Annotated in this window: 15 protein-coding genes; all 15 read right to left on the minus strand. The window is 41.6% G+C overall.

The features are described from left to right. Nucleotides 1–6 precede the first annotated feature (6 nt). The gene (locus tag NQ489_RS08785) at nucleotides 7–1,446 is read right to left on the minus strand and encodes a ribonuclease H1 domain-containing protein (RefSeq protein WP_021650937.1); all 1,440 of its coding nucleotides are present in this window, start codon (nucleotides 1,444–1,446) and stop codon (nucleotides 7–9) included. Nucleotides 1,447–1,614: 168 nt separating this feature from the next. Next, nucleotides 1,615–2,136: a JAB domain-containing protein gene (locus NQ489_RS08790; RefSeq protein ID WP_117688073.1), complete on the minus strand. Its 522-nt coding sequence runs from the start codon at nucleotides 2,134–2,136 to the stop codon at nucleotides 1,615–1,617. Beyond that, nucleotides 2,120–2,242: a hypothetical protein gene (locus tag NQ489_RS08795; protein ID WP_255610470.1), complete on the minus strand. Its 123-nt coding sequence runs from the start codon at nucleotides 2,240–2,242 to the stop codon at nucleotides 2,120–2,122. The genes NQ489_RS08790 and NQ489_RS08795 overlap by 17 nt, the downstream gene beginning before the upstream one ends. A 174-nt stretch (nucleotides 2,243–2,416) precedes the next feature. Next, nucleotides 2,417–4,783 (minus strand): VirB4-like conjugal transfer ATPase, CD1110 family, encoded by a 2,367-nt coding sequence (locus tag NQ489_RS08800; protein WP_227945623.1) that lies wholly within the window; start codon nucleotides 4,781–4,783, stop codon nucleotides 2,417–2,419. A 130-nt stretch (nucleotides 4,784–4,913) separates the two neighbouring features. Beyond that, a complete protein-coding gene (locus NQ489_RS08805; RefSeq protein ID WP_055056111.1) occupies nucleotides 4,914–5,414 on the minus strand; it encodes a PrgI family protein in 501 nt (166 codons plus the stop codon). Nucleotides 5,415–5,437: 23 nt separating this feature from the next. Further along, complete coding sequence (locus NQ489_RS08810; protein ID WP_021651295.1) at nucleotides 5,438–6,250, minus strand: DUF4313 domain-containing protein; 813 nt, start codon at nucleotides 6,248–6,250, stop codon at nucleotides 5,438–5,440. A gap of 17 nt (nucleotides 6,251–6,267) precedes the next feature. Further along, the gene (locus NQ489_RS08815) at nucleotides 6,268–7,212 is read right to left on the minus strand and encodes a DNA-methyltransferase (protein WP_021651294.1); all 945 of its coding nucleotides are present in this window, start codon (nucleotides 7,210–7,212) and stop codon (nucleotides 6,268–6,270) included. Nucleotides 7,213–7,224: 12 nt separating this feature from the next. Further along, nucleotides 7,225–8,061, minus strand: a complete 837-nt coding sequence (locus NQ489_RS08820) for a hypothetical protein (RefSeq protein ID WP_025577460.1) — start codon at nucleotides 8,059–8,061, stop codon at nucleotides 7,225–7,227. Nucleotides 8,062–8,108: 47 nt separating this feature from the next. Beyond that, on the minus strand, nucleotides 8,109–8,447 hold the full coding sequence (locus NQ489_RS08825; protein ID WP_021651237.1) for a hypothetical protein: 339 nt from the start codon (nucleotides 8,445–8,447) through the stop codon (nucleotides 8,109–8,111). Nucleotides 8,448–8,558: 111 nt separating this feature from the next. Further along, nucleotides 8,559–10,640: a VirD4-like conjugal transfer protein, CD1115 family gene (locus tag NQ489_RS08830; RefSeq protein WP_420314485.1), complete on the minus strand. Its 2,082-nt coding sequence runs from the start codon at nucleotides 10,638–10,640 to the stop codon at nucleotides 8,559–8,561. Nucleotides 10,641–10,682: 42 nt separating this feature from the next. Then, the gene (locus NQ489_RS08835) at nucleotides 10,683–11,846 is read right to left on the minus strand and encodes a PcfB family protein (RefSeq protein WP_227945624.1); all 1,164 of its coding nucleotides are present in this window, start codon (nucleotides 11,844–11,846) and stop codon (nucleotides 10,683–10,685) included. Between the two features lie 10 nt (nucleotides 11,847–11,856). Further along, nucleotides 11,857–12,276: a hypothetical protein gene (locus tag NQ489_RS08840; RefSeq protein WP_117688068.1), complete on the minus strand. Its 420-nt coding sequence runs from the start codon at nucleotides 12,274–12,276 to the stop codon at nucleotides 11,857–11,859. Beyond that, entirely contained in the window at nucleotides 12,277–13,230 is a 954-nt protein-coding gene (locus NQ489_RS08845) for a hypothetical protein (protein ID WP_227945625.1), read from the minus strand. It abuts the gene before it with no gap. Further along, complete coding sequence (locus NQ489_RS08850; RefSeq protein WP_259853052.1) at nucleotides 13,231–14,646, minus strand: relaxase/mobilization nuclease domain-containing protein; 1,416 nt, start codon at nucleotides 14,644–14,646, stop codon at nucleotides 13,231–13,233. Between the two features lie 3 nt (nucleotides 14,647–14,649). Further along, nucleotides 14,650–14,973: a plasmid mobilization protein gene (locus tag NQ489_RS08855; RefSeq protein WP_025577448.1), complete on the minus strand. Its 324-nt coding sequence runs from the start codon at nucleotides 14,971–14,973 to the stop codon at nucleotides 14,650–14,652. Between the last annotated feature and the right edge of the window lie 62 nt (nucleotides 14,974–15,035).

Here is a 15,035-nt window from a genome sequence, read left to right on the forward strand (position 1 = left end):
TAATTTCTAAATCACTTCATAATATTCATCAATAATCGCCAATGCTCTTTTAATCAAATCATGAGCACCTTTTATATCCAGCATCTTTGTAGTATCAATTGGTGCTGTAGGGTCATCCCAATGTTCTATTGGATGGCGATTGCTGTTATAAAACGTATAAATATTTCCAATATACTTTACCTGCTCAGGCTTTGCATTTCCATATCTCTCTGGTTTCAGCTTATATTTTACACCTATTTTATCAAACATATCAAAATGATTTTCTTTGATGTACTGCGCATTTGGTATAATACCACATTCTATTAATGCTATTTTTAATTGTGCTTCTACAACACGAATTGCCGGCTGAGCCAAATATGTTCCATCAAACATATCATCTGTGACCTTTAAATTATACACAGCCTGATGAAGAGATCTTTCCATTTTCTTAGACGGTAGCTTATCATAAGCATTTGGCATATAAAACTGAAATTCAGAGCGAACCTCGTCTTTATCTATGTTAAGATTATATGTGTCATTAAAAATTTTAGGAATTTCTTCTACTTCTATTAATTCAGTAATATATCCAATAATAGTAGAAAATAACACTTCTGGTCTTCCTTGCATTACTACTTTATTATGCTTTTGATAATGTGTCACAACTACTCTATCTTTACTTTTGTTACATTTTAAAGAAACTGCTTTTCCATGAGCAATCTTTTTTTCATCTATAATTAGATTGTCTTTTCCAATTTCATCAACAGCAAGTGCTATAACTGTTGACAAATCTTCATCTGAAATTCCCTCAACTGTAAACCAAAAATCGCCTCTTTTAACTTTAGGAATCCCATTACCTTCTGTTAAAGCAGCTTTGGCTAATTTATCTGCTTCTTCATTATAATGATCTCCAGAATGAGCTTTTACCTTTTGATAAGAAATTTTTAGAATATCTGATTTACTCTTCATAAAATTTGCATATTTCTGAGTAAGTGTATTCTTTGCCTTCCATTCTCCTTGAGCCCACTTTTCAATTCCTTCATAATCATAACGAAGTTCTAAGTTATGATAACCATTCTTAATTGCCCATTGTACTGCATACATAGCACCAAGCATTTCACCAGCAACATTTCTAATTGCTAAAGAGTCCGGTTCATTTCCATTTCCTGATTCTCTAATAGTTTCTCCTCTTGGTGTAAGAATAATACACCCAAAAGCATATTTTCCTATTTTCTCATCAAAACTACCATCTACATATACAACTAACTGGTTTGTTGTGTTCTCTTCTATATCTACTTTTTTAATTTCTTGTATCCTATTCTCTAAATAGTTTTTCGCTTCCTCTTCTGTTTCAAAACCTTTATACTCTGCTCCCGGATATCCACTTACCGACTCTTTACACTCATTCCATGAATAAAACAAACCGGTTTGCTTACCCTTTTTTACAGCATAAACTTTTTTCTTTGCCATGTATACTCCTTCAAGATTTGGGATTATAGCATAATACAACCTGTTCGTCAAGAATTTTATGTTTACACTTTGACGATATTTGTCTATTTAGCTACTTTTATTTTCTGTTTCTTATTTTATTATACATGTTCTGTCAAAACCAGTCAATGTATTTCACTGTTGCAATAATTAATGTACCTTCTCTTTCTCACTCTTTACATAAGGAAGAGATTGCTCTGCTGCTACTTCTTCCATTTGAAAGTATTCTGGTAGTATGTTTTCTTCCCGGAAACTAAAATACCGGTTCTCAGCCACCACGATATGATCCAACACCTCAATCCCCATAAGATTGCCGGCTTCTGCCAATCGCTTTGTCACTTCTATATCATGCCTGCTTGGTTCTGGATCACCGGAAGGGTGGTTATGTGCCAAAATGATACTGCTGGCATTGGATAAAATTGCAGATTTGAATACTTCTCTTGGGTGAACCAATACACTATTTAACGTTCCCATACCTACTACGTTGACATTAATAACCTGGTTTTTTGTCCGAAGGTTTAAAATACAGAACATTTCCCGGTCACAATCTTTTAAAAAATCCTGAAAGAGTTCTGCCACATCACAGGGATTTTTTAATTTTTTACTACTGTATAGAGGAGGTTCTTCCACCAGGCGTATACTTACCACATCTATTTTATGTGTCTTCTCCATGTTCTTCCTTTCCAAAACAAATCTCCAGCATAATTCCCTCCGGCAGATTTTTTAAAAGTCTTTCCAACTGTTCTAAATTCATTTCTATTTGATATGTTTCGGCCATTCTGCCACCTTTCCCATGATATACAAAAAGAGTGCCTGATAAAAACGCTGCACCCTTTTTGTACTATCCTTTTTCTACTTTACCGATTTATAATTTTGCTGTTGCCCAATTCTTTTTCTCGTCTGTCATACCTTTTCCTTTACAGATAAAAGAAAAAGTTCCTTTCAATTTACATTACTCCTGCTTTGTCTGCAACGCCTTTTCGTGAAGGTTGGTATTGAAAAGCGCATACAGCGGATTATCTTCTTTTTCCATACGGTTATCAAATGGAATACAGGTATTTCCATACTTAATGATCCCCGTACCGGAAGGAGAATTATCTACATATTTTAACTGTGCTTCTGGAATTCCTGCTGCAGAGGATAATTCCTGACTGTCTACATTGGACTGCTTTAACAGGGCAATAAATTCACTGTTTCCCAGCATGGTCATTGCTGTATAATTCTGCAGCATATCAACTAAATTTTGGGTGATTCCAGTGCATAATCCGCCTTGTTTCCTCACTTTTTTCCAGAGGCTGAACAAAAATTTCGCACTATATTCCCTGTCAAGAACGGTATGGAACTCATCTATATAAAGCCAGGTTGCCCTTCCTTTCTTTGCGTTTTCTGCAATCCGGGCACTGATATTTTCCAGCATGACCAGAGTGGAAATGGCTCCCAGCTCTTTCCCCAGGTCCCTGGTACCATAGACAATGAACCTTGCCTGTACATTCACATTGGTATGGTTATTGAAAATATTTAAAGAGCCATTTACAAACAGCTCTAACGATAAGGCAATATCCTTTGCCTCTTCCTCCGGCTGCTCCAACAGTAGCTCATAAAATTCTGACATGGTAGGGATATGCTTTTCCCTTGCCTTTGCAATGTCAATATACAGCTTTCGTACACAACGGTCTATAATGGATTTATGGCGGCTGTTTAGATTATCCCCGTAACACTGTTCACACAGCCCCAGCATAAATTCCCCTTTATCCCGGATATATCCCTGGGAATCGTTTAAATCCAGCGCCCAGACGTCCATCTCCAAAGGATTGATGTAATTCTTTGTATAGATAGACAGGTTAATGATTGCCGCCTGGTTTCCCAGGGCTTCTGCAATATCAAAATATTCCAGTGTCGGGTCGATACAGATAATATCATCATCTGTTCCTAAGAACACCTGCAGCATTTCTGACTTACTGAAATAGGATTTTCCGGAGCCGGGGACACCGAATACCATTCCATTTCCATTTGCCAGTTTTTTCCGATTTCCAATGCAAAGGTTATGAGAAACCTGGTTAATGCCATAGCAGACACCGGACTTTTCATTTAATTCCTGTACATTAAAGGGAAGAAGGGCTGCAATATCCCTGGTGAGCATGGTCCGCATTGTGCTGATCTGCCGGTTTCCCACTGGAAGTATGGTATTCATAGCTTCCCTCTGCTGATAATAGTGGGTTTCAATCTGGCACATGCGTCCATTGCCGATATTTTTAATGGTTTCGGTTACACTGTCTAACTCCTTCTTGTCCTCTGCCATGATCAGGAAATTAACCCCTGTATAAAACAGGTTCTGGTCATTTTCCCGCACGTCGTCCATAAGATTTACAATCTTCTCCTTCTGGACTTTCTTGATATGGGAAATATCACTGGAAAAGTCGTTATTTTTATTACGGACTCTCTGCTGCTTTAAAATATCATTTTCAATACCCAGATATTTCTTCTGAAGAACCTTATTTGCCAGCTCTTTTGGTACTGGTACAATACAGATTGTAGTGATGCTATGAACCGGAAGACTGGTAATCTCATTTAAAAAGGTATCCGATAAAGAAGAGGGATATTTTTTAATGAATAATGCCCTGCATTTTTTCCGTTCCGTTTCAAAATAGCCGGGGTAAAACTGCATATATCCTGGTGAAATATCGTTTTTAGGATCACCGCCCTTTTTTAATGCCTGTCTGAAATCAAAGGAGAATTGTTCTTCTTCCCCTATACGGTAAAAATTGAAAAGCACCCGCAGCCGCTCTTCTGCATTTAATTCTTCAATGCAGGAACCCAGTTCTCCGAAGTTCTGTTTTAAGGTAGCTTCAAAAGTGGCAAAAAATGCTTTTGCCTGTTCGTAGGATTTCCGTTCTACACATACCGTCAGCAGTTTTTCCTGTTCAATCCCCTGCCTTCCATCTACAATGCGCTTTTCAATGATCTGGTTATAGCTTCCACGCAGCCAGTTAAAACCATCTCCTTTTTCCTGGAAAAGAACATGCTCCCGGAAATCCTGCATATTTTTATTCCGGTTAAAAATGGTAATAAGAAAATATACATCAATGGCATTTACCGTCTTACAATACTGCTTTAAAATCCGCATCTGCTCTTCCGCACCTGCGGTTACATAATTAATGTCCAAAAAGCGGTATGTCTTGGAGTATACCCCCTTCCCTACTTCAAAAATGCCATTTTCTGCAATTCTCCCAATCCCCATGACTTCCTGAAGATATTTCGGGGATTTTACTGCTTTATCTGCTTTTTTTAACTGGTCAAACTTATCTGAAAAAATTGACAATCTCTAATTTCCTCCTTTCAGGCAGATGGGACCACAAACACAGCAGCTTCCATCTGCCGCTACATGTCTGTGTATCCCTCTCCTGAAATGGAGAGCAGGCGCTATTTCACGCCTTGATTGAATATTCTGGTCAACGGTACATCTTATACCACACCGCTGCTGCCGCACCAAGTACAATCATCACTACCGTTACGATCCCCATACGGATTGCCTTCTTTTTCACCACGTTGACATCACCACCTTTCTTCTCTTTTTTCTGTTCCTTTTTCCTTTGCTGTACTTCCCGTTCTTCTTCCTGACGGGTTTCCATATAAATCTGTTTCAGTTCCTGCACCGATTCCGTAGAGCCATACACCAAAGGGCGGTTAAAAAAGGAAAAATAAATCATCTTCCCTGCAAACTGCCAGAATGTCAGCCCATGATAGTTATAAAACCCAGTCAGTGCCAGAGGTACAACAAAAGGGGTTGCCACATAACAGCTCAAAGTAATCCCGATTTTTTCATACAAAAGCAGGACAATCCCAGTTCCTACGCCCAATGCCAATGCTGAAAACAAAAACTGTTTTGCTGTAAGTCCTAGAACCAGGGATTCTTTATAATGCTGTAGGTCCTCACTTAATTCAATCTCCATATATAACCTCCTGTATCTGTTTTTTATCTGCTCTGTCTTCGCTCTTCCTGCATGGTTTTCTGTAATCCATGTTGATTGCAAAAGGCGGCAACCCCAGCCTGGTCAAACTTACGCAGCTCCTCCAGATGAAATTTCACCACCGCATACTGCCCCATACCGGATTGTGCCTTCCAGGGAAGCAGTGTTCCCAGTCCATGCTCCTGAATAAATTGGATATTTTCCTTACTAAAATCACCGCTGATACAGGCAGTTCCAGGTTCCAGGCAATATCCGGGAAGGTTTACGGTCAAATCTGAAAACGGTTCCCACGCCCCATCTTCCCTGCTATACAGCTCCACATAAAGGTTCTGGTTTATTGCATAATAATCTACCCGTAATGCCAGTTCTTCGGTTCCATACGCCCATTGAAAATCTGCTGTTTTGATTTCCTTTTGAAATTCTGGATTTTTTACTTCTCCCCGTTCCTGGTATGCCTGCTCATAGGCTGCATATCCCTCCGGATCCAATTTCTTTAAAGTTTCTTCCTGAAATTCAAACAGTGGATATTCCATACAACCAGAACAGCAAATTTCTTCTTTTAACTGTCCAAGCCCGTTTTTTTTGATAAATTCTACGATCTGCTCCAGATCATAGCCTGGGAGCAAAAAGGTCTGGTTCTTTTCCAGCGGAATTCCCATATCTGTGGTCAATTCAAAAAGTTTCCATATCTCTTCCTCTTTTTCCGTAAACACACAAACTTTGATGTTTTTATCAGCCGGATAAGTTGCAACTTCCAACCAGACCTCATAGATCTCCCCATTGCCAAAATCCAGGCTGAGTTTTTCTTCCTGTTCCATTTACATATCCTCCCTTCTTACCGGCTCCTACTCTTTGCAGACAGAAGCCTTTCTTTTCCCTTTTCAAAATATTCTTCATTAATTTCAATGCAGATTGCATTCCGTTCATTTAAAAGTGCTGCTTCCCCCAGGGAAAACGAACCTGCAAACTGATCCAGTACCCACTCCTTTTCTTCTGTTACAAATCCAAGGATCTGCTGCAAAAGTTGCACTGGTTTTTCTGCCTGATGAATACGGGAGTTTTTCCCTGGCGGTTCAATGTCAAAGACCGTTGGAAGCATTCCCCTGGCGCCTGACATATAGTGGGATATTCCTGGCTCCGCCTTATCCTTTTTCGCATCTGGGCGTAAATTCCTGGCTTTTCCTTTCGTAAAAAATGCAATCTCTTCCGTATTTTTAGATTTTCTTCCCGTATTAGCAACGAAATTTCCTTTTTCCCAGGCGACTTTTGCATAATATTCAAGTCCTGCTTCTTTTGCCATTTTTTTCATCTGATAGAGGTATTCATAATTTTCCCCATTTTCTTCCGGCATGAACTCTACCAGAAAACACCCTTTTTTCAACACCCGGTATTTTTCATCAAAGTCTTCCTGCGTATATTGAAAACATTCATAGGCGGCAAAATCCCGGTTTCCCCCTTTCAGGCTTTTTTTCAGGTCATAAGCATGGTCTGTAATAATGGCATCTATACTGTTATCTTTTAAAAAGCTCAAATCCCTGCCATTTCCCTGAACCAGCATACAAGTTACCTCTTCTCCGTCCTGTTCTTTGGTAACCGTATAGACTCCTTTGGCTATCCTGGAAAAAAGCCCCTTTTCTATTCCCTCATAAATTCTTGCCCGGATACTGGGTTCTTTTACCTCTTTTACCTGTTCTACACAAGCCACTGCTTCTTTAAGGCTGAAGCATTCTGCGTCCTGAAAATATTCAAATAGTGTCATCTGTATCCCTTTTTCCTGCACAATCCTTTCCTCCTACAATCCCAGTGCCCTGGAAGTCAGGTTCTGCGCTCCTTTTACAGTGCCTACCGTCAGCGCAACCGTAAAGGTCATTTCCCCCAAATAAATCAGGGTTTTGGCCCAGTCCTCATAATCTCCGGTAAAGGTCGGAAGTCCGGAGGAAATAAACTGGTTACACAAAAGGATTGCCAGCGCCATTGTGACTGCCTCAAAAACGACACTGATAAAATATTTCATATAGGCTACAAAGGTATTGCTAAGCCCCCGGTTTCCAGCCAGGGTACTGCTGGCAATCGCCCCAAAAGGTACAATTACCATAATTTTCAAAAAGCGGAAATAAACATTGTACAGCAGGAAGAAACCACAGATAATAACGATTAAAGACAGGAAAACAGCAAGTATCAGGAACACGATACTGGTTCCAAATCCCAAATCTTTGATCACTTCTGCCTGCGCCGGGTCAATGGATAACTCCACACTCTGGTTTTGCCCCAAATGCCCCACCAGGTTTCCACAGGAAGTAAACAGGGCTTTCATAATGGTAATGTTATAAGATACCAGCCACTGTGCAATGGCAACCCGGATAAACATACGGAGGATTGCTTCAAACCGGATTTCTTCCCGGATATCTACCGACTCTGCACAAAACCCAATGACGAAAAAAAGGACTACCAGGGCAGAGCCTATCCCAACAAAAAGGGGTTCAATCCCTTCAATGATCCCCCAGGGCCCGCCTCCTTTGAACCCGGTAGGGGACTGTCCTAAAAGTTCAAATACGAGGCTGACCTGGTTATTCCAAAATCCAAACACGATTTCCAAAAGTGCAAGGATCGCCTCTCCTAAATTAAACATCACTTCACCTCTCTTCTTATCTGCTTATCTCAAAAAGAAGAATGGTTTTAGCTAATTCCCAGGAAAGTAAGAACGGAGGAAATGGCTGCCATAATAAGCCCTGCAACAATTCCTTTAATGGCACTGTTCATAGAAGAACTGTCCTGCTGTTGGTAAGCCTGTGCAAATTCCATCACGTTTTTTGCCAGGATAATCACACCCACCGCACCGATAATACTGATCACCAGTGTCTTTAAATTCATAAGCGGCTGTGTTACGTCACTTACCCCGGAAGCCATGACAGTCTGGGGGAACAGGGAAACAGTGGCAGCGCTTACTGCCAGGACTCCCAGTAGAGATTTTTTCAAGCGGTTCTGTTTCTTTCTGATAACCTCTTTGATCTTCATATCTTTTTACTCCTTTTCATGTGATTAATACCGCATTACGCAAAAAGACAGATTTTTGAAAACCTGCCCTGCGTAATGCAAAAACTACAGGTTTCCAAAAATCTGCCTTCTTTAATCCGAGGCTGTTTCTTTTGTAAATTTTTTACGGATTTCCTTCATCTTTTCAGCACTGTTTTTTGTATCTGCCATTTGAAGGATTTTATCATACGAAATTCCAGCACCAATGGCAAGCATGATTTCTCCCAACTGTTCCTCATTATAAACATGGCTTTCCAATAATTCAGAAAGTTTTTCTTCCTCTGTCTGTACCGGTGTTTCCGTTTTCTTCGGCGGCCTCACCTCCTCTACCGTTCTCTTCTTCTGGTTCTCTTTCAGCTCTTCCTCCGAAAAAATCTTCTTAGGAATAGGCTCATAAGAAAAAATTTCACCAAAAGACAGTTCCACAATCTGAACATCTTCTCCCTGTTTCTTTTTCTTCTTATAATAATCCAGGGATTCTTCACTTAAAATCTGTACCGCCTGTTTTTGGGCAGCCATTCTGTCATGGATATAAGGCGCAGCCCCGCCATCTTCTGTTTCCGAAAATCTGGAGTGTGCAAAAGTATTGTATTTCTTATCAATAATAGGATCACAACCCCTGATTAACAAAATACACTCTGAGTTATCCAGCTTTCGGGTTTCGTCCGGTGTCAAAAGCTCACGCCCCAGCACATCATAATTCCGGGAACTGCTCCCTTGCCGGCCTTTGGTTTCCCCACTGCTTTTTTTATCAATGGTTCCTTTTCCCAGGGACTCACTGATATACTTATGCGTGGACTGTTCATTCCCACCAAGATATACCAGAGAATCACAATTACCCGGTATGGTTTCCCAGGTTTTCTCAAACAAAGCCTTGATCTGGGCAAGGTTTTGGATAAAAATGGTACATGAAATATTCCTGGAACGCATGGTACTAAGGAGGCTGCAGTAGTCATCTGGCAATGGCACGTTGGCAAATTCGTCCAGCATAAAATTGACGTTAATGGGAAGTTTTCCATTGTAATGGAAGTCTGCCTGGTAATACAATTCCTGGAAAATCTGGGAATAAAGCATACCAATTAAAAAGGCATAACTCTTATCCGAATCCGGCGTTACACAAAAAAGTGCAGTCTTCCGGTTTCTGTCCCCGTCAACACCAAGCCCAATCTCCTCAATCTCCATTTCATCATGATCCAGAATCCGCAAAATTTGTGGGTTCTGTAACAATCCCAGCCTTGCATTTGCGGAAATGATGATACTCCTTACCGTATCTCCGGCACCCCGGACCACTTTATTATACTGGATTAAAGCAGGGTGATTGCTTCCCTTTTTTCTCTCCAGTCTGCGGAAACGCCGGTCTAAATCAGAAGGGGAACCGTCTGCATGGACTTCCGCCTCATTCAAAAGCTGCAGAACCATACGGAAATTCCTTTTCTCCATTTCACACTCCTGCCACACATAAAGAAAAATGGCCTGCAAGTACAAAGACTCGGCTTTCTCCCAGAATGGATCACTGGGCTGTGCGTTTTTCGGTGTGGTATTATTGATCAGGTTGGTAACCAGTTTTACAATATCTGTTTCAGAGCGGATATAGCGGAATGGATTATATCCGTTAGACTGCTCCATTTCCACCAGGTTCAGCACCCGTATCCGGTATCCATGCGCTTTCAGCATACCTCCACAGCATCTTAAAATTTCCCCTTTGGGGTCTGTAATGATCTGGGAAGCTCTGCTTAACTGAAGGAGATTGGGTTTCACCATGAACAAAGTTTTTCCAGCGCCGCTTCCTCCGATTACCAGGACATTTAGATTTCTCCTGGTCTTTCTGGTATTCATGGACAGCCTGACATTCTGGGATAAGATCAGATTATTGTGTTCATCTTTATCCGCAAACTGCTTTGCTACCTTTTTCGGATCTGCAAAAACAGCGGTACCAAATTCCTGACCCGGCATATAGTTTTTCCGGCTGGTGACATACATGACCATACCGATCACATATACAAAAATCCCCAGAATGATTGCTTTTAAGGAAGTTTCGTTCCAATAATTGGCAAACGGGGCTGCCATCACCTGATCCAGACGGTTTAAAAAATAATTGATATCCTTTCCGGGCTGATAACACACGTTCAAGAGATAACCTCCATAGCCGGAAGCTACACCGCCAATGAGATACATACCCCAGGACTGTTTCTTCTTTTTCTGAATTGCTCCGGTTCTCTACCTCCTTTGCCCCTGTATGGTTCTTCTCCCTGCTTCCAGGTTCTGTTGTGTCTTCCTGTAATTCTGCTCCCTTCTTCTGCGTATCTTTTCCTGCTCCTGTCTGGCACGTTCCCTGTGTACCGGATCATAGCTTTCCCTATATAAATCTTCCCCCGAAGTTTTTCTAAGAAAACGGTCCTCCAAGTCTAAAATTGCATACTCCTTTTTCTTTTCCAAACCTGCAAAAATCGTCTTATGGTCATTAATCCAGCTAATTTCCGATTTATCCAGCCAGATAAATTCATTCTTACGGTACGGAATCCTGGTTTTGATATGATGCTCTGTTTCTTCATATACCAGCTTCTGGTCTATGGTAATGGCATTCACACCTGGATTGTTCCGTTTCTCTTTTTGGATACGCTGAATGACCTGCATCTTTTCTTCTGTTTCCTGGCTGCTTCCAGTGCTGCGTCTTTGGGCTTCCTCTTCCCCAAACAACTGTTTCCACTGCTGGGAATCTACCAATTCTTCCATCTGTTCCGGTGTCCTGGTCAGTGTTACCGTACCTTCCTTCCCTTTCTCCAAAATCCCCTGTTCTTCCATGTAGCAGATAATCGGCCAGATCTGAAGCCAGGTCATATTCAGACGGGAACGGACATCACTGATCTTCTCCACTTGGTTTTTTGCCAGCTCCCGCGCAACCAGTTCACACTCCTTCGGCTCCGGCAGGGCAGGCTTTTTTACTTCTTCTACCAACTGCTCCACCTTATCCGGCTCTGCATTTTCATAATATTCATCTAACGTCCCAATATTGGAATGTTCAATTTTTGCCATCATGGACTGAATACGGGGCGCTGCCTGGGAATGGAACAAAATTTCACTCATACCGTCCTTCTCATTCAAATCCGGCAAAATGGAATATAAAATCCCATACTTATTTGCCAGGGCTTTTACCCGCTCCAGGTCTTTTGTTTCAAAACGGAAAACCTGCAAATCGCCTCCCATTTTCAGGAGCTTTTGTACAGAAGTTTTCCCTGACAATTTTTCCTGGTCCAGAACTTTTTTAAATACCGCACAAATATCTTTTACAAACTGCCAGCCTGTATTTCCCATTTTCAGAATGATTTCTGCGCCTTCAAAGGAAACTTTAATAATCTGTGCCGCATCTTGTATTTCACTCATGCTCTCCCTCCTATCCCATTGCCCTGTCCTTTTTTACTGGAACAGCCGCCTTTATTTTTCCTTCTGTAAGCATGGCTTCCAGATCATACTGGATATTTTCCTGTTTTAAGAGAGCCTCCAGCATGTGGTTTGCTTTTTCCTTTTCATAGGTCATATATTGAAGCTGAAAAATATAATTCTCAATCTGCAAAATATTTTCCGGAACCTGAAAAAACGGTTCAAGGTAATGGGAAAGGATACGCTCTTTTTCTTCCTTTCCTGCATGAGGCGCCTGTAACTGCAAAATAATTTTTTCTACCTCTTCCATAGACTCCTTATGAAAAGCAATGCGGTACAAATCCTGTTTCTGCTCCCTGGTAAGAAAGGGCTGTTCCTTTTCGGCAGCTTCCAAAAGGGAAAATGTTTTTACCACATGTTCAAGTTCTGCCATTTACACACCCGCCTTCCGTTTCCGCATCAAAAGGATAATTTCCCGCATTTTTTTCATTCTCTCCGGTGAAGGGCTGTTCTCCATCACCTGAAGGATTTCTGCATCTGCCAGCCCACTTTCTACGCACTGGCGGATTTCTTCCAACTGCTCTGCGGACAGGTTATATTCCAGAATCTTCTCCACAACACTTTTGGGTACTTTTTTCCCAAGCATGGCAATCCCAAGCAGCCGGCGCTTACTTTTTTGCAGCCCTTCTGCTGTTTGTATGCTTTTTTCTTCCAATACCACTTTTGTTTCCCCGGAAGCAGTTTCTGTCTTTTCCCTGTGTTTTTCTGCTTCTTTTTTCAGATCCTGAATTTCCTGCTCTTTCTTTGCCAGCTTTTCTTTTAATTCCTGTATGTTTTTATCTTTGTAGTGCAGGTTCTCATACAGGTCTTTGATCTCCTGGTTTTTCTCTTCAACAACATGCTCCTTTACCAGAGAGGACAAGGCTGTAAAACGGTCATTACTTTCCCGAAACTGCTGAATGGATTGTTCCATGATCCCCATAAGATTTTTCATATAAGAACGCATTTCTTCATCTTTCGGAACTTCTTCTTTTGCCTTTGACTCTTCCAGTTGTATCCGCATGGTCCGCATACGACTGGCCGGCAGTTCATTTCCGGCATAGGTTTTCACCTCTTCCATATCCAGCCCGTTTTTTAAGCCTTCTACGATTTCCCGTACCTGGAACTGGTTATAATTTCCTTCACATAAAAAGTCGATTTCCCCAATCCCTTCCATAAGCCCTATGATGATTGCTTTCATCACCGGGGCTTCCTGGTTGCTCTTAACTACCTTCTGGATATCCGAAACAGGAAGACCAAAATCCAGCCCCATAGAAACTGCGTCCATCTGTTCCTCTTTTAAAACTTTCCGGCATTCTTCCAGATACCGTTGTCCTTCTACTGTCATTTACCCTCCTTTTCCTCTGCCCCTCGCAGACGGTTTCCTATTCTTTTCCTTCTGCTGTGCTTCCAAGTTTTCTTTTTCTTCTGCTTTTTCACGCAGACGCTCTGCAATCCTTTTTTCTTTTAAGATTTTTTTCCATTCAATCCGCAAATGCTCCTCTTTCTCAAAGAAATAAGCGTCTGTCTGTTCTGCCTCAGACAAGGAATATCCCATTTCTTTTAACTGCCCAAGAAGGTTTTGGTATGTCTGGTGGTCTTGAAAAAATTCCTGATACCCTTCCTGATAAAGTTCTGCTTCCATCTGTTTTTCCTGCAGCTTATTGAGAAGCAGAAGCATTTCCTCATAAGGAACCATTTCTTTTCGTAGCTGCTTTCTTGCCCTGCTGTTTTCCCAAAGCTGTTCCTTTGTTGCATCAGAAATGGCTTTCAACTGCGCCTTATCCTGTATGCGATAAGCTGCCAGAAAATCAAATTCCTCCTGCAATTTTTTCAATTCATGGATTGCTACCCTGTATTTCCAGGTTTTAGAGTCTGCCATTGGTTTCCCCTGCCGGTACCTGCGAAGAAAACGTTCCTTCTGGTATCTGGTCAAATGCCGCTCCCGGTATGGGATAAACACATACGTCCATTCTATCGGTATCTCCTCTCCGGTCATTTCCGGGATTGGAAGGCGTCCAAAACGCTGCCGAAGCCTTTCCTCTGTATATTCTTCCCCTAGCTGGTCAAGCCGTCTTGCCCTTCCTGCTCCGGGTTCCCGAACAGAAAGGTGCTTTCTCCCCCGCAACTCATATCCCATGCTGGAAAGATTTTCAAGAAATTCCTCATAAGAACCTGCGTCCTGTAATGCCTGGTCCACATCTCTTCTGATCCGCCTGTCCCGTTCAGAAAGAGATTTTTCTTCCTGTCCTTTTTGTTTGCGTTTTTCCTTTACTTCTTCCAGCTCCAGCACAGATAAACCATGCTCCCTGCATATCCGGTTGGTCAGAGGCTGGATACTGTTTTCCCAATCCCCGTTTTTATAATCGTATTTATATCCCGTAGTACAGCGTACTGAATTAAAAATAATGTGCCCATGAATATGGTCCGTATCATTATGGACTGCATAAACCGCTTCAAAATCCTTCCCAAGAAATTCTGCCACAAACTCTCCTACCACTTGGAAGGCTTCTTCTTCCGAAACCTCATCTTCCTCAAACGAAAGAATGAAATGGTAGCCCTGCCTTTTATCCAGCTTTCCAAAATGACGTTTAGTATCTACCATCTGGGATAATGCCTGTTCAGGAATACAGTTATGTCCACAGACATAGCGGCCATGTTCTGTTTTCTCCGGGTTCATAATATAGCGAAGACCGTTTGCCAGATGTTTTGCCGGATAACCCGTTTTTGCCTGTTTCATGTGCAGGCACTTTGTAATTGCCATAACCTACAGCCTTTCCTGCACCTGGCTTACCAGTGTTTTTATCTGCTTCAAAAACACATACAGACGGTGTTTATCTTCCCTGGAATAAAGGGCGCTGTTATTGTTATGGGTAATCTGGTTGATGTTTACACCAATCCGGTTGATTTCCTGGTTCATGCGTTCCAGTTCCTGACGGATTTCCGGGTAATCCCTGGGACGGTTGGTAATCAGCATACGAAGGTACTGGGAATCGGAAAGCCCCATCTTTTCTGCCTGTTTTTGTAACTCTTCCAACTCCCATGAGTACAGCCGGATTTCTTTTCTGCATTTCATTGTTTCTTTTTTCATGCTCCCCCTTTCCTTATCTTTATCACATATTTCATCTACCGATTTCTACTCCAACGCTATCT

It is taken from the genome of Blautia sp. KLE_1732_HM_1032, assembly GCF_025147905.1.
In the GTDB taxonomy this organism is placed as follows: Bacteria; Bacillota; Clostridia; order Lachnospirales; family Lachnospiraceae; genus Blautia_A; species Blautia_A fusiformis.